This is a genomic window from Flavobacterium aurantiibacter, from assembly GCF_002251775.1.
GTDB lineage: Bacteria > Bacteroidota > Bacteroidia > Flavobacteriales > Flavobacteriaceae > Flavobacterium > Flavobacterium aurantiibacter.
Genome location: NZ_NOXX01000166.1, coordinates 1 through 25,663, shown reverse-complemented (window position 1 = coordinate 25,663; position 25,663 = coordinate 1). Strand labels below are relative to the sequence as shown.

21 protein-coding genes are annotated in these 25,663 nt (G+C 41.5%); 9 read left to right on the top strand and 12 right to left on the bottom strand.

All coding sequences use genetic code 11. The features are described from left to right. The first annotated feature begins 74 nt into the window (after positions 1-74). Positions 75-1,232: a hypothetical protein gene (locus CHX27_RS04635; RefSeq protein WP_094485596.1), complete on the top strand. Its 1,158-nt coding sequence runs from the start codon at positions 75-77 to the stop codon at positions 1,230-1,232. 10 nt (positions 1,233-1,242) lie between these two features. After that, on the top strand, positions 1,243-2,313 hold the full coding sequence (locus CHX27_RS04630) for a DUF4476 domain-containing protein (protein ID WP_094485595.1): 1,071 nt from the start codon (positions 1,243-1,245) through the stop codon (positions 2,311-2,313). Positions 2,314-2,878: 565 nt separating this feature from the next. Here CHX27_RS04630 and CHX27_RS04625 read toward each other — a convergent pair. Then, positions 2,879-4,222: a deoxyguanosinetriphosphate triphosphohydrolase gene (locus CHX27_RS04625; RefSeq protein WP_094485594.1), complete on the bottom strand. Its 1,344-nt coding sequence runs from the start codon at positions 4,220-4,222 to the stop codon at positions 2,879-2,881. A gap of 41 nt (positions 4,223-4,263) precedes the next feature. Then, positions 4,264-4,881, bottom strand: coding sequence for an acyloxyacyl hydrolase (locus CHX27_RS04620; RefSeq protein ID WP_094485593.1), 618 nt, complete (start codon positions 4,879-4,881; stop codon positions 4,264-4,266). 62 nt (positions 4,882-4,943) lie between these two features. Here CHX27_RS04620 and rnpA point away from each other — a divergent pair, with 62 nt between their 5' ends. Genes rnpA through CHX27_RS04605 form a run of 3 tightly spaced genes read left to right on the top strand, consistent with a single transcriptional unit; the run spans position 4,944 to position 7,846 of the window. Next, positions 4,944-5,363 carry a ribonuclease P protein component gene (gene rnpA, locus CHX27_RS04615; RefSeq protein ID WP_165764439.1) on the top strand — a complete coding sequence of 140 codons (420 nt, stop codon included), beginning with the start codon at positions 4,944-4,946 and terminating at the stop codon, positions 5,361-5,363. 12 nt (positions 5,364-5,375) lie between these two features. Next, positions 5,376-7,031, top strand: coding sequence for a S41 family peptidase (locus tag CHX27_RS04610; RefSeq protein WP_094485591.1), 1,656 nt, complete (start codon positions 5,376-5,378; stop codon positions 7,029-7,031). Positions 7,032-7,033: 2 nt separating this feature from the next. Then, complete coding sequence (locus CHX27_RS04605) at positions 7,034-7,846, top strand: OmpA family protein (protein ID WP_094485590.1); 813 nt, start codon at positions 7,034-7,036, stop codon at positions 7,844-7,846. On the opposite strand, the gene CHX27_RS04600 is transcribed toward CHX27_RS04605, so the two are convergent. From CHX27_RS04600 to CHX27_RS04555, 9 genes are all read right to left on the bottom strand, one after another. Then, positions 7,833-8,294 carry a GNAT family N-acetyltransferase gene (locus CHX27_RS04600; protein WP_094485589.1) on the bottom strand — a complete coding sequence of 154 codons (462 nt, stop codon included), beginning with the start codon at positions 8,292-8,294 and terminating at the stop codon, positions 7,833-7,835. The two genes, CHX27_RS04605 and CHX27_RS04600, sit on opposite strands and share 14 nt — an antisense overlap. Continuing rightward, a complete protein-coding gene (locus tag CHX27_RS04595; protein WP_094485588.1) occupies positions 8,294-9,259 on the bottom strand; it encodes a DUF4837 family protein in 966 nt (321 codons plus the stop codon). Before CHX27_RS04595 ends, CHX27_RS04600 begins: the two co-directional genes overlap by 1 nt. A 136-nt stretch (positions 9,260-9,395) precedes the next feature. Then, complete coding sequence (locus CHX27_RS04590; RefSeq protein WP_094485597.1) at positions 9,396-11,396, bottom strand: LysM peptidoglycan-binding domain-containing protein; 2,001 nt, start codon at positions 11,394-11,396, stop codon at positions 9,396-9,398. A gap of 247 nt (positions 11,397-11,643) precedes the next feature. Then, entirely contained in the window at positions 11,644-12,831 is a 1,188-nt protein-coding gene (locus CHX27_RS04585) for a phosphoglycerate kinase (protein WP_094485587.1), read from the bottom strand. Between the two features lie 269 nt (positions 12,832-13,100). Continuing rightward, the gene (locus CHX27_RS04580; RefSeq protein WP_094485586.1) at positions 13,101-13,907 is read right to left on the bottom strand and encodes a T9SS type A sorting domain-containing protein; all 807 of its coding nucleotides are present in this window, start codon (positions 13,905-13,907) and stop codon (positions 13,101-13,103) included. Between the two features lie 7 nt (positions 13,908-13,914). Next, positions 13,915-14,436 carry an ankyrin repeat domain-containing protein gene (locus CHX27_RS04575; RefSeq protein ID WP_094485585.1) on the bottom strand — a complete coding sequence of 174 codons (522 nt, stop codon included), beginning with the start codon at positions 14,434-14,436 and terminating at the stop codon, positions 13,915-13,917. 52 nt (positions 14,437-14,488) lie between these two features. Then, complete coding sequence (locus CHX27_RS04570; protein WP_094485584.1) at positions 14,489-15,502, bottom strand: LacI family DNA-binding transcriptional regulator; 1,014 nt, start codon at positions 15,500-15,502, stop codon at positions 14,489-14,491. Positions 15,503-15,633: 131 nt separating this feature from the next. Beyond that, entirely contained in the window at positions 15,634-17,592 is a 1,959-nt protein-coding gene (locus CHX27_RS04565) for an LTA synthase family protein (protein ID WP_094485583.1), read from the bottom strand. 919 nt (positions 17,593-18,511) lie between these two features. Beyond that, a complete protein-coding gene (locus CHX27_RS04555) occupies positions 18,512-19,102 on the bottom strand; it encodes a hypothetical protein (RefSeq protein WP_094485581.1) in 591 nt (196 codons plus the stop codon). A gap of 497 nt (positions 19,103-19,599) precedes the next feature. Between CHX27_RS04555 and rplM the strand changes: the two genes are divergently transcribed. The 4 genes from rplM to tsf all read left to right on the top strand — a co-directional run bounded on the left by rplM (position 19,600) and on the right by tsf (position 22,407). After that, positions 19,600-20,055: a 50S ribosomal protein L13 gene (rplM, locus tag CHX27_RS04545; RefSeq protein ID WP_094485579.1), complete on the top strand. Its 456-nt coding sequence runs from the start codon at positions 19,600-19,602 to the stop codon at positions 20,053-20,055. Continuing rightward, positions 20,055-20,441, top strand: a complete 387-nt coding sequence (gene rpsI / locus CHX27_RS04540; RefSeq protein WP_094485578.1) for a 30S ribosomal protein S9 — start codon at positions 20,055-20,057, stop codon at positions 20,439-20,441. Before rplM ends, rpsI begins: the two co-directional genes overlap by 1 nt. Positions 20,442-20,631: 190 nt before the next feature. After that, positions 20,632-21,441: a 30S ribosomal protein S2 gene (gene rpsB, locus CHX27_RS04535; RefSeq protein ID WP_094485577.1), complete on the top strand. Its 810-nt coding sequence runs from the start codon at positions 20,632-20,634 to the stop codon at positions 21,439-21,441. 141 nt (positions 21,442-21,582) lie between these two features. After that, complete coding sequence (gene tsf / locus CHX27_RS04530) at positions 21,583-22,407, top strand: translation elongation factor Ts (RefSeq protein ID WP_094485576.1); 825 nt, start codon at positions 21,583-21,585, stop codon at positions 22,405-22,407. A gap of 290 nt (positions 22,408-22,697) precedes the next feature. On the opposite strand, the gene polA is transcribed toward tsf, so the two are convergent. After that, the gene (gene polA, locus CHX27_RS04525) at positions 22,698-25,535 is read right to left on the bottom strand and encodes a DNA polymerase I (protein WP_094485575.1); all 2,838 of its coding nucleotides are present in this window, start codon (positions 25,533-25,535) and stop codon (positions 22,698-22,700) included. Between the last annotated feature and the right edge of the window lie 128 nt (positions 25,536-25,663).

Genomic DNA, 25,663 nt, shown 5'->3' with positions numbered 1-25,663 from the left:
TGTTCAATTTATTTTACTTCAAATAATTTCACCCAACGGGTTAAGTAAATAAACTGAAATCTAAATCAAAAGAGATGAATAATTCTATACTAGCGAAAATCAAATTTCTTCTATTTATATTCATAAGTACTGCCGCATTTTCTCAACAAGCTGTCGAAGCAAAAGGCAGCGGATTAAACAAAGCAGACGCTTTACAAGACGCTCTTAGAAACGCCGTTTCTCAAGCAGTAGGTGTGAGCTTGCGCTCGGAAACACGAGTCGAGAACTTTATGGTAATTTCCGATGCTATTGCATCAAATACATCGGGCTATATTAAAAAGTACTCCGTTACTAAAGAAGTTCCGTTTCCCGACCGTTTCGAAGTTACCGTGCAGGCCGAAGTAACTACAAATAGTTTGGAAGCCGATTTTAAACTCTTAAGTAAAACAATCGGTGGCGTGCGCTTTCTCGTAATGGTAGATCCCAGCGTACAAAACGAAACCGAAAAGAAAGACTTGCAAATTGCCGTTGATCGCATCAACAGCTTCTTAGCCGAACGATCGTACCGTTATGTAGATCAATCGCGCTTAAAAACCTTGCAAACAGAAAGAAGTAACTTGTTGCAAGAAAGCAATGCGCAGTTAAGCTACGCACAACAGTTGGCAGTTTTATCTAATGCACAGTTCATTATTCTAGTGAGTCAGTTAACTACCTCAGAAGTTAAAGGCGCGTTCGATATCTCGCAAGGTAAAAAAGTTTCGTTTCAAGCACGCGCATTCGATAACTGTACCGGCGAAGGTTTAGGTTCTATTAGTTTGGAAAGCTTACCAAAAGCTGGCAACAGCTCCAATACCGTACAAGCGTTAAATCAAGCGGTCGATTTAAATTTTTCTAAACTAATCGCTATGGTAACTGGCTATATCGGAAGTTGGGTAAATTCAGGAACACCTTACGAAATTCGATTCTATAATTCGGGAACTTTCAGAGACCTAAGAACGCTTCGTACAAAACTAAAAGCCGATAAAAATTTTGGTGGCGATTTAGAAATCGTTTCTGCAAACAACTACACAAAACTTGTTTGTACTTATAAAAATCACGCCGATGATTTAGCAGACAAAATCCTAGATTATGCCGACGAAATTCCAGCACTTCAAAAACAATTAATCGATGTAAAAATGATTTACGGACGCCAAATTAACTTTGCCCCACAATCGTTCATCATACCTAATTTGCTTAAACCAGCACAACAATAAACTATAAAATATGAAAACAAAATTAGTACTCTTATTTGCGTTTTTTTCGCAGTTATATTTTGCACAAACAAGCACAATTACCACGTTTTCACAAGAAGGCGAACGCTTTTACGTAATTCTAGATGGCGTTAGACAAAACGATTCGCCATCCACAAACGTGCAAATAACCGATTTAAAAAAGCCAAACTACTTGCTAAAAATCATTTTTGAAGACAGCAGTATTCCAACAATCAACGAAAATGTTTCTTTAATCGATTACGATGAGAAACGAATGAACGTTACCTATAATATCAAAAAAGATAAAAAAGGAAAGTACAAATTGCGTGTAAGTAGCTTTGATAACGATACCGAGCAACCATCCGCAACCGCCGAAGTAGTGAAATTCCACGAAACCGAGAATCCGCTACCTCAAACTGTGAAAAGTACACCGAAGAAAAACACGGAAACTACTACCCAAACGGTCGATGTAAATACAGTAGGTGTGGGTATTACAACAACTATCGAGGAGTCCGACGATCGCGTTAATGTTAACATGAATGTTGGCGGTTTAAATACAACGACAACAATCAGCGAGTCCGACGATAACGTTAATGTTAATATGAACGTTGGCGGGGTGAAAACCACTACTACAGTAACAACAAAAACCACAACGCCAATCAAACCGTCGCGTACCATCGGTTCTGAAGAAGATATTGATATCACCGATAAACCTAAAGTAGTTAAGTCGACACCAAAGTCGACACCAAAGTCGACACCAAAAACAGCAAAAACCTGTACCGTGCAAATGTCGGCTACGGAGTTTCAAAAAGCGAAACAGTCTGTCGAAAAACAATCGTTTGCCGATTCACAAATGAAGGTAGCTAAACAAATTGCAGCGGCTCAGTGCTTGTCAACGGCACAAATTATCGAACTCATCAACATCTTTTCGTTTGAGCAAAACAAGTTAGATTTCGCTAAAGCTGCATACGCAAGCTGCGTGGATAAAGACAATTACTACCAAGTAAACGATGTGTTTAGCTTTTCATCATCAACCGATGAGCTAACCGAATACATCGAAAACATCGCTAAATACAAAGAGTAATTCGATACTACTCGAAGTAATAAAGTTTGTTTCGAGTAACGCAACTAGCGAAAATTCGAGCACAACTAAACCACAGCCGCAATTTTGTAGCTGTGGTTTTTTTATTTGGGCGGCATTTCCGGCTGTTCGCTACAAGCTTTTTCAAATAAGGCACAAAAGTAAACGTTGGTCGCGGCTTCTTAGGTCGCCACGCCCAACGCACTTTTGTATGCCTCATTTATCAAAAGGCTTTTCGCTGCAATCCGGGCCGCAAAGTCGTTACCGAAAAATTCGTCTGTTTTTATGTGGTTTTTTAACATACGTAATATTGCAATATTACCTCCAGTAAAAAATTGAAAATCAATTAGATGATATCTTAGTTTTCCTATTAAAGAAAATAACTTTTAGAAAAAGTACATTTTTAGGTAACGTTCGCCCGCGGCCGTGATGGCAGTGAAAATAAAAGCGCAACGAAAGCGTATGAGAGCGGTTTTGAATGGGCAACCAGCGGAAGCCCCAGACAAAGCCAGCACGAACCGCTTTTGTGCGCTTTTATTGCAACGAACAGCGCGAAATGCCGCCCAAATTACAATACCGAAAGTCCTTTTACGGTTTGGTATAAGCGCACGGCATTGCTGTCGGTGAGCAGCGAAACAAAGTGGCAAACCGAGAGTAAACGGCGGTACAACGGGGCTGAGGTATCTTGAAAACGTTCGGGCAACAAACGTAAAATTAAAGTGTCGATGTTGCGCTCGTTACCAGCCGCTTGGCGCTCTAAAGCCGTGATAAACGCATCGAGCAAGGTTTGAATAATTTCGTAGCCGTTGATTTCCTTTTCGGTAACCTCGCGCGAACGGTAAATCTTGTCGATACTCAACTTAATAATATCGTCGATTTGCGCTTTGTACTTACTTTTTTCCATCAACGAACGGTGGAAAGTACCGGCCAAAATCTCGCTTTCGTGCTGTAAAAATAACTGAACCGCATCTTGAATTAAACTGCCAATGGCCACCGCGCGCAAGTAACTGATGCGATCTTCTTTGGATTGCAACTGCGCGAATTTGCGTCGATCGAGCTTGTCTTCGACCAATCGAATGAGGTATTCCAAAGCAAAATCTTCCGAGATCAATCCCAGGTTTATGCCGTCTTCAAAATCGATGATGGTGTAGCAAATATCGTCGGCGGCTTCCACCAAAAAAGTAAGCGGATGTCTCTGAAAAGCCACTTCTTCGCGGTCTTTACGGAGTAGTCCCAATGCGGTAGCTACTTCTTCAAAAAAGGCTTGGTCGGCTTGAAAAAAACCGTATTTCTTGTCGGAGATTTCTTTGGTAGGTTTGTGCGGAAGCGATGCTTTCGGATATTTCATAAACGCACCGAGCGTAGCGTACGTTAGACGAATACCGCCTTCAACGCCGGCACGATCGCCACACAATACGTGAAAACCGTTGGCATTTCCTTCGAAGCAAATCAAATCCTGCCACTCAGCAGCTGTCATTTCGGATTGATATTGCGCGCCTTTTCCAAATTCAAAATACGCTCCAATTGCTTTTTCGCCCGAGTGCCCAAAAGGCGGATTACCAATGTCGTGCGCCAAACAAGCAGCAGCTACGATTGCGCCAAAATCTTGCGCCTGATAGCCGTGTTCATGCACCAAATACGGATATTTTTTAAGGATAGCTGCACCGGCGGCACGTCCTAAACTGCGTCCAACCACCGAAACTTCTAACGAATGGGTGAGGCGTGTGTGTACAAAATCGGTTTTCGAAAGCGGGATGACCTGAGTTTTGTCTTGTAAACTTCGAAACGGCCGCGAGAAAATGATGCGGTCGTAATCAACGTCGAAGCCAATGCGGGTTTCGTCTTCGTCGCGGCGCAATCGGTTTTTGGTATCGCCTTGCTTTTGTAGCGAAAGAAGTTGTTCGTAGGTCATCATAGCGGTTGAGTTTACAAGTTTCGCAAAAGTAGGTTGCTTTATCGGATTTTAAAGGCCAGAGCAATGTCGCAATTTAAAGTATTAAAACCTGCGTTCGAGCTTTGCAATCCTGCGTTTGAGGTGTGTCTGAAGTTGGGTCGAATATCGAATCGTAGATTTTTTACGTGATAGGAGAGTCCGACGGCAAAAACATCTGCGAAGGCGAATCCGCGAGACAGGCGTTCGGTTTGGGAGTCGTTGTACATGGGACCAACGGATAAGTAGCCGTAAACATCGAATTTTTTCGACAAATGTCGGCGTGCGATAAATCCGATGCCGAGTGCATATTCACGAATATCTTTCAATTTGGTGTAGCGGTCGCGCAGTTCCTCAAAGTTGGGTTCGTCGGGCGTTACAAAATACAAGTTGAGTAGTTGGTGTTTGGCGAAGTTTAATTCGGGTTGAATTAACACTTCATAACTCCATTTTTCGGTGTGGTGAACTTGAAAAAATGCCTCAAGTTTTAGCGTTCGATTGCTGTATGAATAATCGGTATTACTTATTTCATTTCCAGCACCAGCGGCAATTTCGATGTATTTAGGTTTGTAAATTTGAGACTGAAGTGTTGTTGTAAAAAAGCTACAAAACAACAGTATGTATAATGCTGAAGCTCTCATAAGTTGTAAAACTACTAAAATGAAAGCAAAAGCGGGTGTTAATGTGTAAATTTGCGAGCTTCATGAAACAATTGTTTACATATCCAAAGGCCGACAAGCTCAAAAGTACCAAGCAAATCGACGCCTTATTTCAATCGGGAAAAAGTCAGGCTATTTTTCCGGTTCGCGCCGTTTATCGTGTCGAGAATAGCGAGAATCCAGGTGTTCAAGTTGCCGTTACCGTAGGAAAAAAACATTTCAAACGCGCCGTGCTTCGAAATAGAGTAAAGCGCTTATTGCGAGAGTGTTATCGTTTGGAACAGCATCGCTTACGCGGAAGTGAAGACCGTCGCCTACAAGTCATGTTGCTGTATCAATCAAACGAAATACTTGAATTTGAAAAATTGCGTTTAGTTATCTGCAAGCTTTTCGATAAATTGGCACAGGATATGCAACAAAAGTCTTCGGAAGTGGGTATTGAAAATCCCGAAAACAAAGCTTAAATAAAATTATAGATGAACCGTTTTACAACTTGGGTCAGCTCTTATAAAAAACGATTATTGGTGGGCATTGCCGCCGCAGGATTGTTTTATACAACAACATCGTTTAAAGACGATTTTTTTGAAATCGCCAAACAATTGGAGATTTTCACTGAATTGTACAAAACGGTGAACATGAATTATGTGGACGAGCTCAGTCCAGCTGATTTGATGGACAAAGCCGTTAAAAGCATGTTGGCCGATTTAGATCCGTACACCACGTACTTTAATGAAGGTGACGTGGTTCGGTATAAAATCAACAATACCGGCGAGTATACCGGTATGGGCGCCGCTATTTTGCGCAAGGACGGTATTGTTTTTGTGCGCGAACCGTACAAAGGTTACGCTGCCGACAAAGCCGGTTTGAAAGCGGGCGACGAGATTGTGAAAGTGGGCGATGTATTGCTCAGCGAGTATGAAGAAGACGCCAGCCAGTTGTTCCGCGGTTCGAAAGGAACTAAAATTGCGATTCAGTACCGCCGTCAAGGGAAAATTTACGATGCACAACTCACGCTCGACGAAGTTGAAGTAAAAGCAGTGCCGTTTTACGATATGGTCGATGCTACGACAGGTTATATCGTACTTAGTCAGTTCAACCAAAAAGCATCTGCTGAAACCAAACAGGCATTAGAAGAGTTAAAAGAAAAAGGTGCTAAGAAAATCATCTTGGATTTGCGCGGAAATCCGGGAGGTTTGCTTAACGAAGCCGTAAACGTTTGCAATTTATTTGTTCCGAAAGGCGAAATTATTGTAACGACGAAATCGAAAGTAGAGAAGCACAACAATACGTATCGTACTGCTAAAGAGCCGGTGGATACTGAAATTCCGTTGGTGGTTTTGGTCGATGGAAAAAGTGCTTCGGCTTCGGAAATTGTGAGCGGTGGCTTGCAAGATTTAGATCGTGCCGTAGTGGTTGGAACGCGCAGTTTCGGGAAAGGTTTGGTGCAACGCCCCATCGATTTAACTTACGGAACTCAAGTGAAGGTCACTATTTCTCGCTATTATACGCCTTCGGGCAGATGTATCCAAGCATTGGACTATTCGCGAAAAGATAAAGATGGAAAAGCCATTCGTACAGATGCTTCGCAATACAATGCATTCAAAACTAAAAATGGCAGAACGGTTTACGACGGCGGCGGCATTCAACCCGATGTAGAACTGCCCGAAGCTAAGATGAGCTACATTGCCACCGCACTTCAGAAAAACGACGGTATTTTTCGCTATGCTACCGATTACTACTACAAAAACCCGATTCCGGAGAATGGTATTCCTAATTTCACTTCTGCGAAATACGCCGAGTTTAAGCAGTTTTTGAAAACCAATAAAATCAATTTTGATACGGAAACAGAAGTAGCATTGCGAAAAACATTGGAATCGGCAAAAAAAGAAAAACTCGATCAAAGCATTGCTAAAGAATACGAGCAATTACTAGCAGCTATTCAGCGTAGTGAGGATGTAGAGCTCAATAAATATGAAGGTGAAATCAGCAAGTTGATTATCGACGAATTAATCAAACGCTACGCCTATAAAGAAGGTTTGTATAAGTATTATTTAACCAACGATACGCAAATCAAAAAGGCTACAGAATTATTGGCAAACACTGCTTCGTACAATAAAATCTTAAAAAAATAACTATGAGATTTTGGATGTTTTTATTCCTGTTACTAACTACTACTATACAAGCTCAGGAAGAAGTAGTACATTCCATTTATTTCGGTTTCGATAAGTTTTCGCTCGATGCCAAGCAAGAAACCGACGTGGTGAACTTCATTAAACAAACCGATTCTACACGAATTGAGTCTATTCAAATTTTTGGCTACACCGACGATGTCGGAAAAGAAGCGTACAACTTTAAGTTATCGACAAATCGCGCCAATACCATCAAACAAAAGCTCATCGACAACGGCATCAAGAATAAGATCATTGTTACCATTGAAGGAAAAGGACGCATTTTAATTGACGACGATGTGGTGGAGAACCTGCCTGAAGTTCGCTCCAAGAACAGAAGAGTAGATGTGGTAATCAATTTAAAACCACTTCCTAAAATTGAGCTGCCCGGATTCTACACGAGCATACAGAAAAAGCATGTGGTTGGCGACCATATTTACCTCGAAAACTTATTATTCGAACGCGGTAGTTCAAAATTAACGTTTAAGTCGAAAACCGATTTAGATAAAGTAGCGCGTTTGTTACAGAAGTACAAGAATTTGCATTTCGAAATTCAAGGACATGTGTGCTGTACGCCGCCCTATCAAAAAGAAGCAATTGATAAAGAAACGCGTAAACGACAGTTAAGTCATAACCGTGCCGAAAGCGTTTACAAGTATTTGATTTTTAAGAAAATCGATAAAAAACGAATGACGTTTAAAGGCTACGGAAATACCGTTCCTTTGGGGAAAGGCGCCGAGTACGATCGTCGGGTTGAGTTGGTAATTACGAAGATTTAGGATCCAAGCGCATTCGTACATGCGGAATGTTGTCTTCCAAATACATCTCACTAATGGTCACAAATCCGTGTGAAGCATAAAATTGCTCCAGATAACACTGCGCAGAAATTTCGATGCGCTGCACGCCAAAAAGGCGATACAATTCCCGAATCGCTTCGGTCATCAGGAGATGTCCCCATTTTTTGTTGCGATATTCAGGATCAATAACTACACGTCCGATACAAGCCGTTTCAAAGTAATTTCTCGCATCGAAAAGTCGGCAATAACAAACCACACGATTGTCGGCAACGCCCATTAAATGCACGGATTTTTGATCGTAATGATCGACGTCTAAGTACGGACAGTCTTGTTCTACGACAAATACTTTAGCGCGCAAATGCAGAATATCGTACAAGTTTTGTGTACTTAATTCGTCGAAAGGCTTAACCAGCCATTGCGGTGTTTCCATCAATATAATTTTACCGATTTTATCATGGCTTCCAGTTCGTGCATCAGGTCGCGCTTCTCTGTCGACGGCGCATAACAAAAGCCTTCTACAATTACAAATTGGTTGCGTTTTTTATCACGAATGGCAAAATTGATAAACGAACCGTTCATGAAATCGCCTTTTAATTCCCAAGTTCCTTTGGTTTCGTAAATTCTTCTACCGTTCAAACGTCCGACGGCAAAATACGGCGCATAAGATTCTTCGGTTTGCATTTTACTTCCGCGTTCTTTTCCGCGAATGTATTTTCTGCTAATCGAATCGCGAACGCGAATGATATTCCCAGCAACATTTCCTCCCTTGAAAATCGCTGAAGTCGGAACGCGATACACAACTAAACTGGTATTACCCGATAAAATCTCGCGTTTAAACCATATAAAGTTGCGTTTAGAAAGTGCCACTTTGTATTTGTTGGAAATCAGTAAATCGATTTTAAATCGTTTTTTGAGCAGCTCGGTTTCCAATTTACTGGTGTCGATTTTTCGCTGGGAATACGCAATTTCGTTTGCTTTAAACTGGCTAACGATGCCGTTTACATGTTCGTCGAGCACGGTGATGATATCCGGAATCGATTTGCCAGAAATGTGCGCCACATGTTGCGGTTCGGCAAACTCATTTCGAACCATTTTGTATTCGCTTCGATCCTCTTTCTTGATGATTAGAACGTTACGTGCCGTAAGCCTGCCATCGAGCGCACGAAGCGGATACTGATTTATCGTAAACTGTGGTTCTTCTTGGGGAAGTCCGTCGACCGGAGCGGCAAATTTCTTACGAATACTATCGCCAATCTCACCATCCCATAACTGATCGGGAATTACTACCGATAACGAGTTTACGGCGCCCGTAGCTTGTGGCAATGCAGTTGAGTCGCGATCTGCGCAAGCAAAAAGCAAAAAGGCTAAAAAGCACAATAGGGATGATTGTCGCATACCAATAATTCTAAAAACCCAAAAGTTATAATTGCTCAGGTTTTAAGGAACTCAAAGCTACGAATTAGTTCGAAACAGAACGACCGAACAGCGTATTCAAAATGCAGGCACGTTGCTAAATCCTCGAAACAGCGTACTATTTTCCTTTGATTTTTAAACGCATACCTGGTTTAAGATCGTCGCCGCTGATTTTGTTCCACTTCTTGATGTCGGAAACCGTTACACCGGGATACTTTTTCGCGATTGCAGAAAGCGAATCGCCTTTGCGAACTAAATAGCTTTCCGAACGCGATTTTTGTTTATTAGCAGCTACTTCTGATTTTGCACCTAAGTCGGTTTTTTGGATAATCAATTTGGCGCCAACAGCAATTTGTGTTCCGCTTAAATTATTCCATTTTTGAATATCGGCAACGCTCACTTGATGTTTACGAGCTATAGCAGCTAAATTGTCGCCGGCCACAACAACATGAGTAATTTCCTGCGTAGCAACGGCGTTTTCGCGCAATTCTTCAGCTGTCTCAGCAGTTAATATTTTAAGTTGGGTGTTCAACTTTACATTGTTGTCGGCCATATTGTTCCATTGCTTTAAATCGGCAACAGTAACGTTAAATCGGCGTGCAATACTGCTTAAGTTATCTCCGGCTTGTACCGTGTACAATTGCGGTTCGCTGTTGTCTGAAACCGCCGTGTCGCTAACTTTTTGCGAACTCGAAACTTCCGTTTTCGCTTCTTTTTCGTTATTCGAAGCATCGGCTACTGCGGTATTTTCTTCTGCGGCAACCGTTTTGTAAATGCGCAGGTTTCGACCTAAAGGTGCGGTGTTGCTCCGCAGCTTATTCCATTTCTTTAATTGTGCAACGCTTACATCGTACCGATTGGCAATGCTACTTAAGTTTTCACCGCGACGTACTTTGTGGTATTTTGTTTTTGTCGAAACATCTTTAGGCATCGAATCGCGGGCGGCAACTCGGCTGCTGTCGCGTGCCGTTAGATATTGTTGGTATGGGCGTTCGCGACGTGCGTTTTCAAATTCTACGTAAGCATAAATTTTATCTTCGTTTGAAGTAAACAAAGCTACTTTATCGGCAGGTAAACGCAAGTAATGCATCTTGTTTGTGTAGGTAGGAATAACATTTACCTTGTACGACGGATTCAAAAGTTGCAATTGCGCGATCGGAATATCCAACAAATCAGATAATTGTTTGAAGCTAATTTGTTTGCGGATTCCCACAGTGTCTGTTTGGAAATGCTTGATTATAGCGCGATTCGGAACAATTCCGTGTTCTTTGTGGTATTCGTAAATGTACATCGTTGCCAAGAAAGCAGGAACATAACCTTGCGTTTCTTTTGGTAAATTCCGACGAATATTCCAGTAATTTTCTTGTCCGCCGCTTCTGCGAATCGCTTTAGCAACATTTCCTGGTCCGCTGTTGTACGAAGCGAGTACTAAATCCCAATCGCCAAAAATACGGTACATATTGCTCATGTACTGTGCTGCAGCGTCGCTAGCTTTTAATGGGTCACTGCGCTCATCTACGTACGAATCGATGTGTAAATTGTATTGCTTTCCAGTTTGGTACATAAACTGCCACAAACCTGTTGCACCCACGCGCGAAACGGCTTTTGGGTTTAATGCCGATTCAACCACGGCCAAATATTTTATTTCTAGCGGTACATTTTTCCGCGCAAGCGCTTCTTCAAATAAAGGGAAATAATATTCAGAAACGGCCATCAAGCGCTCAAAGGCACGCTTGCGGTTTTTCAACCACGATTTAATTAAATTCTCTAAACCAGGATTGTATTCAATATTAAAAGGCGATTTTGCGTCGAGCTCTTTTAATCGTTTCTTTAACAATTCAGTCGATAAGTTGTATTCAACCTTTTCGTCTAAGTCGATGTTTTTAATATCTGCCGATAAATCTGCATATAAATCAAGACTCGTGAGTTCCTTCAACCACAGGCTGTCTACGCACGAAGCCATTTTGTCGGTAACAAAAGTTTTTTTGATGCTATCTAAGAACTGAGCTGCTGTTTGTTTCGAGGGAGTTGAACCGCTAACCGCCACGTCCTGCGCCAAAACAACCGGCGCCGCAAACAAGCTGAATAAAGCAGTAACAACTATTTTTTGTATTCTCATAATGTTTGTTTCTGAGGTTACTTTGTCTTGCCAAAAACTGTACCAATCTCCGATCATGGGCTGCTGTGGCAAAAGAAAATAGCTAGCCACAAACGACAAAAAACTTCAATATATGCAAAATTAGCAATTAGAATTTTATTTTACCTAGTCTATAAACCACTTTTAACCTTTTTTATTGTTAATTAAGCAAAAAAAAGCGGCAGTTGCACGAAACAACTACCGCTAAAGTTTGCCGATTATTTAAAACTTATTCTAAAATAGCATCAATTCCCGGTAAGCTTTTTCCTTCCAACATCTCCAACATAGCACCACCGCCTGTCGATACATAACTCATCTTTTCTTCCAGTCCAAATTGCTTCACAGCCGCAACCGAATCGCCGCCGCCAACCAACGAAAATGTGCCGTTTGCTGTAGCTTGCGCAATGAAATTCCCCAAAGTAATGGTTCCGTTCGCAAAGTTCGAAAACTCAAAAACACCGAGCGGTCCGTTCCATAAAATGGTTTTCGATTTCAATACCAAAGCCCCAAATTGTTCCAAGGTTTTTGGTCCGGCGTCTAAGCCTTGCCAGCCGTTCGGGATGCTGCGTACATCGCAAATTTGCGTTTGTGCCTCGTTTGAAAACGAGTTTGCAGCCACTACATCAACCGGAATGTGAATGTTCACACCTTTCGCTTTTGCCTTTTCCAAAATCTCAAGAGCTAAGTCCAGTTTGTCGTCTTCGCAAATCGAGTCGCCAATTTCGCCACCCAGAGCTTTTATAAACGTAAAGGTCATTCCGCCACCCAAAATCATGTCGTCAACCTTGTCGAGAATATTTTCGATTACTGTAATTTTCGACGAAACCTTACTTCCTCCTAAAATGGCCAAAACAGGTTTCTCGGCCGCTTTCAATACTTTATTTAAACTTTCAATTTCTTTTGCCAACAGGGTTCCGAAGCATTTTTTCTCGGGGAAAAATTGTGCAATAATGGTTGTCGATGCGTGTGCACGATGCGCCGTTCCAAATGCGTCGTTCACGTAAATGCTTCCCAATGCAGCTAATTCTTTCGAAAAGGCAATATCGCCAGCTTCCTCTTCCTTGTAGAAACGCAAATTTTCCAAGAGCAAAACTTCACCCGCTTTTAAATTCGCAGCAGCTTGTTGCGCAACTTCACCACGGCAATCGCTCGCAAAATGTACCGGAACTCCAAGAATCTCCGAAGTTTTAGCAACGATATGTCTCAATGAAAATTGATCGTTGATGCCTTTTGGTCGACCGAGATGCGACATTAAAATCACACTTCCACCGTCGGCTAAAATTTTATCTACAGTGGGTTTTGCCGCTTCGATGCGCGTGGCGTCGGTTACCTGGAAATTCGCGTCAAGCGGAACGTTAAAGTCCACACGAATTAGTGCCTTTTCGTTGGCGAAATTAAAATCAAAAATCGTTTTCATCTGTTTGCTGTTTGGTTTCAAAGATATAAACTCAGCGAATAAATACGTTAGGAAGGCTCTTTTTTGATGTTATTTAATGCTGAATTTTATTTTTTGGCTGTGCCCCTCCGCCCGAGCTGTCCCCACTGTCGGGTCGCGTCGTCCGCTGTATCTCCCAAAAAACGCAAGCGATTTTTTGGCAGGATGCCGCTTCCACCGCTCACAGGGGCAATCGTAACAAAAAAAGCCGACTAATCAGCTGGCTTTTCTGTTATTTAATTTAAATCGTACTATTTGATAACGATTTTTTTCCAAGCTTTTTCAGAAGCATTTTGCAATTCGATTAAGTAAACGCCTGTTGCAAGTCCGCTTAATTTTACTTCAACTTCTTGCGCATTGTTAGTAACATCAACAGTTTTGATAAATGTTCCGGTTTGTGAGTACACATTTATTTTTTCAAGGTCGCTTTTTGATTTCACTGTGAAATTTCCGTTTGAAGGGTTTGGGAAAACCGTTGCAGCATTTAGAGAAAAATCTTCCACGCCAAGAGTTGTGAAAGGCACATTAATTGCATATCCTCTATTTGAAGGGTTATGATTGTTAAGAGCAAACCCTGCGCTACTTCTTCTTGCAAAGGCAAAGTCAATTAAAGAATTCGCAAAGTTGAAGGTATAATCGTTTGCGTCTCCAGTGAATGGTCGAGTTGCAACAACTGTTGTTAATCCAGCAGAAGGACTATTTGGCGTAACTGTTCCAGTTATCCAATTGTTCACGGTATCATTTGAAGGTATCTGTGCATATCCAATATGCCGAGCATCAATAATTTCTGTTCCGTTCCAAAAAACAAAATCTGTGCCAGCAGCCATACCATCTCCACCATCTGTTTCTCCAGCAGGTGGTCCATCAAAAGAGCCAAACTGTAAAGCAAACCACCTGTCGCTCGGGCCTGTCAAGGTTAAAGTTGCTGTAGACGTTGCGCTGTCTAAATCTAATTTTGCTGTTGTATTCGACAAAAGCTGCACGGTTCCTGTCGATTTCGTTTGTGAAAATCCAGATACCGTTAACAGTACCAGTAGTAATAAAGTAGTTTTTTGCATAGAGTTTTTATTTTAGGAGTTTTATTAAGTTGTCGTTTCCAGATTCGGTGGCGTATTCAAAAGCGGTTTTACCGGCTTTATCTTTACTGTCTTTTTTTGCACCCGATTTGAGTAACAGTGCCACAGTTTCTAACTGCTTAAATTGTACCGCAAGCATCAATGGTGTTAATCCGTTATCGTCGGCAGCATTAATATCGGCTTTAGCGGCAATGAGTTTTTCTAAAACAGCTGTGTTTTTTTTCACTATCGCTGCCATTACAATGGTTCCGAAACCGGTTGCCAAGTTTATGTTTGCGCCGTTGTCAATTAAATAATTCGCCACTTCGTTGTTTCCGCGATACGTAGCCAAAAGGAGCGGTGTGTATCCTTGCGGACTCACAGCATTAATTAACGACTTGTCTTTTGCTAACAGTGTTTTAAGTGTTTCGACCGTGCCCGAACGAGCCACATCGAAAATGTCGGGCGTTGTTTGTGCTTGCAACAACTGCGACGACAAAAAGAAAAAACAGGCGAATAAAAGAGTTCTCATAGGATGACGATGTTGTAAAGCGAATAAGGTTGCGTGCCGTTTTTCAGAAAAACTATTTCTTAACCGAGTCGCGCTTTCTTAATTCAGTACGTATTATTTGTGTAGTTGGTTTTAAATTTTCTTTCGATTCCAAGCGATCGATCAACATTTTTGCCGCTGCTTCGCCGATTTCGGGTCCGTGTTGCGAGATTGTCGACAAACTCGGCGTTAATCGTCGCGACCAAATGCCGTCGGCAAAGCCAATGACTTGCAATTCGTCTGGAATGCGGTAGCCTTTTTTGATTGCCATTTTCATTACCGCTGTTGAGGTATGCTCGTCTAAGGCAAGAAAAGCATCGGGATTATGTTCGAAAACACCGGCTAGTTCGGCATCAAAACGCTGTTCGTTATCAGTAAGTAAAACCAACTCGTCTTTGGCTTCTAGTTTTGCATCGGTAAGTGCAGCGAAGTAGCCTTTTGCTCTAAGTTTACCAACGCTTAGATTGTCGATTGATGAAACTAAAGCGATGTTTTTGCAACCAGTATCAATCAGATATTGTACGGCATTTACTGCTGCTTCGAAATCATCTACAACAACCTTATCACAGGCAATGCTCTCAGCTGTGCGATCAAACATTACAATCGGCGTTCCGCTGCTGATGATTTCAGCAAAATGGCCATATTCTTCTTCCTTTTGCGCTTCTTCGCTCACTGAAAGGATAAATCCGTCGATGGTACCGTTGCTCAATACGTCCAAGGCGTGAATCTCTTTTTGAATCGATTCGTTCGAAATACACGTGATTATGTTGTAGCCTTTCTCGTCGGCAACTTTTTCAATACCGGAGAAAACTTTGGCAAAAAACGGATTGAGAATATTTGGAATGATTACGCCAATAGTTCGGGTAGATCTGTTTTTTAGATTCAAACCAATAACATTAGGCTTGTAGTTTTTCAGTTTTGCAAATTCTTGAATTTTGATTTTCGTAGGTTCACTAATTTCCGGGCTGTTGTTTAAAGCCTTGGAAACAGTAGAAACGGAAACGCCTAAATCTTTGGCAATTTGTTTGAGTGTAGCTTTAGATTTCATCGGTAAAAGATTGACGACGAATATAATGAAAAATCTCGCTTTTAAGAAGTGTTTATATGTAGTGCAAATTCGACGTAAAGTGTTTAAGTCAATCTTTTAATCTAGCGCTGATTCCGTAAAGTTTTAGAGTTCTATTTGAGTTTGTTATTGTTGAAAAGATAGTCGGCGGTTTGATACCAAGCTATGGCTTCGCGTTCCAATCTCGGATTTTTCGCCGCCTTAGTAAGCGTATTTTTGTCGTTATCCCATTTGTAGTGATTCACTGATTTTTGGTCGCTAAGGATAACCACGGCATCTTTTTTAATGTAACCCAATTTGCGATACGTGGCTACTAAAGCCCGTTCGTGGTAAAGCGGATTTAAAACATCTTCGCCAAAAAAGTCGGATTCGTAATTCCAATCAAGCGCCCCAAAAAGTGTGGGCATCAAATCGATTTGCGAACATTGCTTGGTAATTTGCAGTTGTCCGAGTTTCTCTACTCCTATAATGAAAGCAGGAATTTTATAATTAACAATATCTATCTCGTCTTTTCCGGCGCTAGACGCACAATGGTCGGCAATAATTACAAACACCGTGTTTTTAAACCAAGGTTTCTTTTGTGCGGCTTCGAACAGTTTTCCGAGCGCATAGTCGGTATATTTTACCGCGCCGTTTCTTCCGGTACCAGATGGAATGTCGATTTTTCCTTTCGGATACGTGTACGGACGGTGGTTTGAAGTTGTCATGACGAAATTAAAGAACGGTTTTCCGGACGCGTACTGCTTGTCGGCTTGTTCGAGCATTACGTTATAAATGTCTTCGTCGCATATTCCCCAAGCGTTTTCAAAAGTTACTTGACTGTCGGTGATCAGTGTGCGTGTTGTTTTAATGTCGTCGGAAAGTATCGAACCACGTCCGCGGTCGAAGATATTAAAACCGTTACTACCGAAATAGGCATCCATATTGTCGAAGTAGCCATCGCCGCCATAAAAAAAGTTGCAGTTGTATCCTTTGGATTTGAAAACATTCGATACGGTGTACAAGCCCGCATTTTTGGGTCGTTTAACGATACTTTGTCCGGGTGTAGGCGAAATACACAGCGTTACGGCTTCCATACCTCGAACGGTTCGTGTTCCGGTTGCAAACATGTTGGTAAAGCGACAGGCTTTGGTGGCGAGTTTGTCGAGATTTGGCGTCAGGTTTTCGCTGTTTCCGTAGCTGCCTAAGAATTTTGCCGACAAACTTTCGACCAATATGAAAACGACATTGGGTTTTTCGTTACTCGGATTTGGTGAATTAACCGCTCGATGAATACTCAAGCCATTGGATTGAAACCTGCTGTTGTTTTGTTGCAGTTCGTTTCGAACCAAATCGAAGGCTTCGTTTTCTGGGATGGTTTTGTAAAATTCGCTGTATTTCATTTGGTTGTTGCGGAAGGCAGCGAAAAAGGAATAGATGCCGTTTTTAGACAATTCGTTGTTGTAGCGGTTTGCCGACCACTCGGCGTCGGTGTTTTGTAAGCCGACGGTGGCTAAAACCACTACAGCAGTTACAGAAGCAAGTACAATGAATCGTGTTTTTAGACTTGCTTTTGAAGAAAACGCAGAGGTAAATCCTTTTCGCTTATGAATGAAGTACATACCGAGCAGTGCGGTAAGAAGTACAATAGCAAACAGCAGCGGCAGCGGGTAGGATTCGGCTATGTTGGCAATAACTTCGTGGGTGTATATCAGGTAATCGACTGCTATAAAGTTAAATCGCGATTTAAATTCTTCCCAAAAGGTAAACTCAGCCAAAGTAGTAAATGAGAGGAGAAAAAGTGTAAGAAAGGTAAAGATGTATGTAAGCGTTTTATCGAGTTTACTTCCGATGAGTGGATTCGGTAGCAGTGTATTGTAAAGAATAGCAGGGAGGCTAACGCTGCAAGCAGTGATAAAATCGAAAAGAAATCCGTAGGAAAAAGTTTTTAAAATGGCGCCGACAGAATATTCAGACTCGGGTGCGGCCCATAGAAAAAGGGATATGCGTGTTGCAAAGGAACAGCAAAGGTAGGCGATAGTCAAAAACCAAACGGAGCAATAGCGGCCTGTAAAACGGTTGATTTTTTGCATGTAAAGAACAGAAGATTAGTTGATAGTTATGCCAAAAGTCGCAATTTGATTTGAGATTTGGTTTAAAAAAAGTTTTCTCCTGTAATGTGGTTCACCAATTTAGAATCTTTCTTTACACTAGTTTAAAAATAGATAGTCGTTACTAATAAAAATTGTAGGTTTAATTCAATAAGCGCGTCAAAAGTTGCTCATAAATTGATTGTTCTATTTACATATCAAATTTCTAGTTTTTCTTGAATTGCGTTGAGCTAAGTTAGTATATAAACATAGCGACTTGCTGACAAGCGTCCTTAAGCTAAGTTGGTAGTTTAATTTTTGCATGAGAAATGCTAATATTCTTATTGAACTCGCGTGGCTTGCTGGTTAAAAAACTCAGGTTCGATGGCTTTTGATCTTTTTCGAACAAAAAGCTAATTTGATATCTATGTTTTTTTGAATTGTTAGTAACGACTATCAGATTTAACTGCATTGAAGATTTAAGCTTTATCACTCATAAGTATTTTTTATTCTAGCTGACAAAACTTGAAGCTAAGCCGCTTAAAATAATAGCTAAGAAATGCAAGTATTTTCGGTAATCTTGTTGATGCGAGAAATGGTAGGTAAAATACACATTTAAGAGCAGTAGTGAAAGCGATACGTAATCTTGGTAATTTGTAGCGCTGTATCTTGCAAAAACAGTGTGTGAAATACTGTAGCTCAGTATTAAAAGAGAAAATACGGATCTTGCATTAAGCGGTTTATACTGTTTAATGAACAGCGCAATTGGAAAAAAATACAAGCTGAGTAAAGATGACAAAACAACGTGTATTGCGGTCAGGCCTACAACTTTGTTAGATAAGAATGCGGCAACGCAGATTATACTTAATGCTGCAATTTCAAATTTCTGGAGATTTTTCATAATTAAAGGTTTTGGTTAAGGTTAATGTGATCTATAATCTTCAATGCAATCGCCTAAGCAGTCGGCATACCAGGTTAAAACTTTTGCGCCACACTCTAAAAGGAAAAAAACTTTTTCTGAGATGGTTCCAGTGCTTAGTTTGGCTGCTTTCTTTCTCATACATCGGTCTCCGCATGCTTCGATACAAGCAAGGCATCTGGCGGAATTGGACATAGATTCGAATGCAAAAGCACTCCACTTGAGTAAGGCAACTTGATAAAGTATGGCATTCGAGTCGGCGGTTACAGGTTTTGCTAGAATACTGTTTTCAATATTTACCGCTTCTGAACTAGAGAATGTAAGCTTCTCTAATGTACCTAAGTAAGCCTGAGTTTGTTTTTCTGTGGCTACACCTTTGTATGGGTAAGTCGACTTCGTAAGTAAGTCTCGCAGCTCATCTGGGCTTATTTTCTTCTCTTGCAATAAGGCAACGTGCTTGTTTATAAATAGGTAAAAATCGTAACCTGCTTTATTGTGAGGGTTTTTACTGTTGTTGAATGCAGGCAAGGCAGACTGTGCCACTGCAGCTACTGAGCTACAGAAGATTAAGGCGAATAAAAATAATTTTTTCATGGTTTGTAAAATTTAAAGTGTTTGGAAAAATCTCCAGATTTTTATGCTAATTTACAAGTCCGAGAAACAAGTCGGTTACGGGTTTTCCGTAAATTTCATTTTTTTTTAATTTTTTTGTCTGTAGTCTTTCGTGTGTAAGTTGTGTTGTTAGATTAAACAGATGTTGAAAAGGAGCACTTACTTATATAATATATGCCCGTGTGAGCGACCGCAGTGGAAATGAGGTGTCGTTGAGGTGTGGCGTTTGCGCTGCCAAAAGGCGACCTTGGGAGCCCGTTTGGCGAGACAAAAAGCCCGCCGAAACCAGCCGAATTGCAACGTAGGGCGCGCCGCCGCAGTAGATTTTTTCTTCAAAGCACCACCGTTTGCGGCGGCACACCCAAAAATACGGCAACGAACAAAACTTTTGCATTTGTATGTCGGCAAATAATTTGTACTTTTGCACCCCAATCCCGAAAAACGGGTGCGGACGGAATGTTTAATTTAAATTAATTATTGTGAACACATTAAGTTACAGAACTGTGTCTGCAAACAAAGCCACTGTGAGCAAAGAGTGGGTTGTTGTAGATGCTGAGGGGCATAACTTGGGTCGTTTAGCGTCGAAGGTTGCTATGATTCTTCGCGGTAAATACAAGCCAAGTTTTACGCCACACGTTGACTGTGGGGATAACGTAATTGTTATCAATGCAGAGAAAATCAACCTTACTGGAACCAAGCTTGACGACAAAATTTACATGCGTCATACAGGTTACCCAGGAGGTCAAAGAACCCTTACTGCTAAAGTTTTACAGGCGAAAAATCCTGCTGCTTTAGTTGAAAAAGCTGTTAAAGGGATGTTGCCTAAGAACAAATTAGGAGCTGAACTTTTCAGAAATCTTACTGTAGTTGTTGGTAGCGAGCACAAACACACGGCTCAGCAACCTAAAACCGTTAACCTAAACGATCTTAAATAATGGCAGTTATCCACAAAATTGGCAGACGTAAAACTGCAGTTGCCCGTGTTTACGTTTCGGAAGGAAACGGAACCATTACTGTAAACAAAAAAGAATTTACAACGTATTTTCCAACAGCTACTTTGCAGTACAAAGTATTACAGCCGTTGACTATGACTGAAAATGCAGCTAGCTACGACGTTAAAGTAAACGTGTACGGCGGTGGTGTTACTGGTCAGGCAGAGGCAGTACGTATGGCTATTGCTCGTGCAATGTGCGAAGTAGGAGAAGGAAATCGTGCAATCTTGAAACCAGAAGGTTTACTTACTCGCGACCCAAGAATGGTAGAGCGTAAGAAATTCGGTCAGAAGAAAGCTCGTAAGAGATTCCAGTTCTCTAAACGTTAATATTATTCAATTTTTAAAAATCAAGTTGTTGTTGCACTTCTCTGAAAAGAGAGATTAGTTTAGCATCTAAATGAAGCCTAGGAGAGTAGAAGTTGGTTCCGATAGTTATCGGGGCAAAAACAAAATCTCAAAATTTCGCAATCTCTAAAAGGACCATTGCTAATTCAACAGAACGTAAACTATTTCAAAAATGGCAAACAAAGTAGAAGTTAAAGAGTTACTGGAAGCCGGTGTTCACTTCGGACACATGACCAGAAAGTGGGATCCAAACATGGCTCCTTACATTTATATGGAGCGTAATGGTATCCACATTATCAATCTATATAAAACTGCTGCAAAAATCGAAGAAGCTAATGAAGCTTTGAAGAAAATCGCAGCATCAGGCCGCAAAATTTTATTTGTAGCTACTAAAAAGCAAGCGAAAGACATCGTTGCAGAAAAAGCGTTGGCAGCAAACATGCCGTACATCACTGAAAGATGGCCAGGTGGTATGTTGACCAACTTTGTAACTATTCGCAAAGCAGTTAAGAAAATGTCGTCTATCGACAGAATGAAGAAAGACGGTACTTTTAACACGCTTTCGAAAAAAGAAAAATTGCAAATTGATCGTCTTAGAGCGAAGCTTGAGAAGAACTTAGGATCTATTGCCGACATGTCGCGCCTACCAGCAGCTTTGTTTGTAGTCGACATTAAGGCTGAGCATATCGCAATAAAAGAAGCACAAAAATTAAACATTCCGGTTTTCGCAATGGTAGATACGAATTCGGATCCGCGTGAAGTGGATTACGTAATTCCTGCCAACGACGATGCTTCTAAATCGATTGAAAAAATCCTTTCATTAGTTACCGCAGCTATTATCGACGGTTTATCAAACCGCAATACAGATGCTCCTGTAGACGATGCTGAGGGAATGGAAGCAGCTGTTGAGGCTGAAGTAGAAGTAGTAGAAGCTCCTGAGAGCGATGCAACTTCTGTGGAAGAACCAAGCAGCGAAGCATAAATTTCTAGAAATTCCGATTTTGTTCTGCGTTTCGCTCCAGGCTCAGATTTAACGATTTGATAAAGCCCTAACGAACGAAAGCTCTCAACAAGGTCGGAATTTTGCACATTTAATTCATAAACCTAAAACTTTAAAAATATCATGGCAACAATTACTGCTGCAGATGTAAATAAATTAAGAACCCTTACCGGTGCCGGTATGATGGATTGTAAAAAAGCGCTTGTTGAAGCAGATGGCGATTTCGACTTGGCTATCGAAAACCTTCGTAAAAAAGGTCAGAAAGTAGCTGCAAATCGTTCGGATCGCGAATCAACCGAAGGAGCTGCAATCGCTGCTGTAAACGCTGATAAGACAGAAGGTGTTGTTATTACCTTGAACTGTGAAACAGATTTCGTAGGTAAAAACGAAGGTTTCGTAAAATTAGCAACTGATTTAGCTGCTTTAGCACTTCAATTCGATTCAAAAGATGCTTTCTTGGCAGCCGATTTCAACGGAATTACCGTTTCAGAGAAATTAATCGAGCAAACAGGTGTTATCGGTGAGAAAATCGAAATCGGTACGTTTGAGAAATTAAGCGGTGCTTTCGTAGGAAGCTACATCCACGCAGGTAACAAAATTGCAACCATCGTTTCGCTTTCTGCAAACGTAGAAGGTGCTGAAGAAGCAGCTCGTAACGTGGCTATGCAGGCAGCTGCAATGAACCCAATTGCTTTAGATGAGGCGGGTGTAGACCAAGAAACCATCGATAAAGAAATAGAAATCGCTAAAGATTTGTTACGTCAAGAAGGTAAGCCAGAAGCAATGATCGAAAACATTGCAAAAGGTAAATTGGGACGTTTCTTCAAAGACAATACTTTGGTGAACCAAGATTACATCAAAGACGGTGAACTTAGCGTAGCTAAATACGTGAAAACAGTTAACCCGGATCTAGTAGTAACTGGATTTAAGCGCGCTGCTTTAGGTTAATTAGTTCCCGCTGTAAAACAAAAAAGGCTTTCGAAAGAGAGCCTTTTTTTATGGTATGAATTGAATGTTGATTTTGTAAAAGGGATTTTATTAGGCTTGGTACTATTTCATTTGTAATATTGCAATATTACCTCTTGTTAAAACCTTAAAATCAACACGTTATTTTAATTTTTCGAGTATCAAAACTTTCTTTTTCGCTCAAAAAAAATATAACGTATACTCGCTCCTTTAAAGAAATTCTAGTGTAAAATATTGTTTCAAAATTTTTGACGCATCCGTAAGAAAATATCCTAATGCGCCTCCAACCAATTCTTACCCACGCCCATTTCAACTTCTAACGGAACCGTTAAGCTGGCTGCACCTTCCATTTCCGACTTTACAATTTGCTTCACCACTTCCAATTCCGATTCCAATACATCGAACACCAATTCGTCGTGTACTTGGAGCAACATCTTCGATTGCAATTGCTGAGCTGCAAACGCTTTGTGAATGCGGATCATCGCAATCTTGATAATATCGGCGGCCGAACCTTGTATCGGAGCGTTTACCGCATTGCGTTCTGCAGCACCACGAACCACCGCATTTCCGGAGTTTATGTCTTTTAAGTACCGGCGACGCCCAAAAATAGTTTGTGCATAACCCAATTCGCGTGCGTGCTCAATCTGGTCGTTGATGTAGGTTTTTAATTTGGGATAGGTACGGTAATAAGCGTTAATTAAATCGGCACTCTCCGATCGCGATAAGGTAGTTTGGTTGCTCAACCCAAAAGCTGACACGCCGTAAATAATTCCAAAATTTACCGTTTTAGCATGGCTGCGTTGTTCGCGTGTTACTTCCTCTACCGGTATGTCGAATACTTTCGAAGCCGTGGAGCGGTGAATGTCTTCGCCGTTTCTAAACGCTTCAATCATCGTGTCTTCTCCACTTAGAGCTGCAATGATACGCAATTCAATCTGACTGTAATCCGCACTCAACAACACGTGCTTGTCGGAACCCGCCACAAAAGCTTTTCGGATTTGACGACCGCGTTCGGTACGAATCGGGATGTTTTGCAAATTCGGATTGTTCGAACTCAAACGTCCGGTTGCCGCCACAGCTTGCATGTAATCGGTGTGAATCCGACCCGTTTTTGGATTTACCTGAGTCGGTAGTGCCGTAACATACGTACTTTGTAGTTTTACCAATTGACGCCAATCGAGTATGTCTTGTACAAACGGACTCGTAAGCGCCAAATACGACAATATTTCTTCGCCCGTGGCATACTGTCCGGTTTTCGTTTTCTTTTGCTTTGCACCGCCAATTTTCATTTTGTCGAACAAAATTTCGCCCAATTGTTTAGGCGACGCTAAATTGAAAGTCTCGCCGGCAGTCTCGTAAATCTTTCGTTCCAACGAACTGATTTCCGTAGCAATTTCCGATTCCATTTCTTTCAAAAAAGCAATATCCAGCTTTACGCCCGTTAGTTCCATGTCGGCTAAAACGGGCATCAACGGCATTTCGATGTCAGTAAAGAGTTTTGTTGTTTCCGATTCTTGCAATTTGGGTTCAAAAACGTTCTTCAATTGCAAAGTTACATCGGCATCTTCGGCGGCGTATTCTTTGATTACTTCTACATCGACCTCGCGCATCGATTTCTGATTTTTACCCTTTTTTCCAATCAGCGTTTCAATGGAAACCGGCGCGTAGTTCAAATAGGTTTGCGACAATACATCCATATTATGACGCATGTCTGGGTTAATCAGATAATGCGCTAACATCGTATCAAAGCAGGGCTCGGCAATTCGAACTCCGTATTGTGCCAAGATTTTTAAATCGTATTTAATATTCTGACCCACTTTTTCAATCTCCGTATTCTGCCAAAAGGCGTCGAAATAGCGTACTTCAGCTTCGGCTTGTTCGCGATTTTCAGAAATAGGCACATAATAACCTTTTCCTTTTTCGGTTGAAAACGATATCCCAACTAATTCGGCTTGCTGGGCGTCGATTCCGGTGGTTTCCGTATCAAAACTTACGGTTTTTTGTTTGAGCAAATGGTCGAGCAACAGTTTCTTGGCAAAGTCTGTATTTACCAATTGGTAGTGGTGTTCGGTGTTTTCAATGTTTTGGTACAAGCTGTAACCGGTGGCGCTTTCCATATCGGTATCGCCGCCAAATAGGTCGATTTGTCCTGTGAGATTTGGTTTGGCTTTGCGGTACAGTTGCGCTTCTTTCTGTTCGGTGGCGTTGGTTACAGCCGAGAAGTCGGTTCGAAAAATAGCATCGAATTGTTCGGCCATACGTCGAAATTCGAGTTCATGAAACAGCGCTTGCGTTTTTTCGAAATCGGGTTTGCTCAGTTCGTAGTCGGTTTCGTTAAAGGTTACGGGGCAATCTACCAAAATGGTCGCGAGTTTTTTCGAAAGTATTCCCAGTTCGGCGTTAGCTTCAATGTTTTCTTTCATTTTGCCTTTCAGCTTGTCGGTGTTAGCCAACAAATTTTCCATAGAACCGAATTCGGCGAGCAGTTTTTTTGCAGTTACTTCGCCCACGCCGGGAAGTCCGGGAATGTTGTCGACAGCATCGCCCATCATGCCTAGAAAGTCGATTACCTGTTCCGGACGTTCTACGCCAAAGCGTTCTTGTACTTCTTTAATGCCCCAGATTTCGATGCCGTTGCCCATGCGTGCGGGTTTGTAAATAAATACGTTTTCGGTTACGAGCTGCGCAAAATCTTTATCGGGCGTAACCATAAACACCTGATAATTTTGTTGTTCGGCTTGTTTGGCGATGGTGCCAATCAAATCGTCGGCTTCGCAACCGGCAAGTTCGATGATCGGAATGTGCATGGCGCGCAAAATGTCGTGTATGTACGGAATGGCAAGGCTTATGGCTTCGGGCGTTTCGTCGCGATTGGCCTTGTACTGCGGAAACAGTTCCGTGCGCACCGTACTTCCTTCTTTATCAAACGCTACGGCCAAATGATCGGGTTTTTCGCGCTTGATGATGTCGAGCAGCGAATTCATAAAACCCACAATTGCCGAAGTATTCATGCCCTTGGAATTGATGGTCGGGTTTTTGATAAAAGCGTAATATCCTCTGAAAATCAAGGCATAGGCGTCGAGTAAGTACAGGCGTTTTTTGGTTTCCATTTCAAAAATTAAAGAAAGTAAAGGTATTTAAATTTTGATACCCTTACTCGCAAGTTACCACCGACGGCGCATTCTTTTTTGTTTTTGGGCGCGCCGGCAAACGAGTCGTCGCTGCGCAAAAGAGGTTC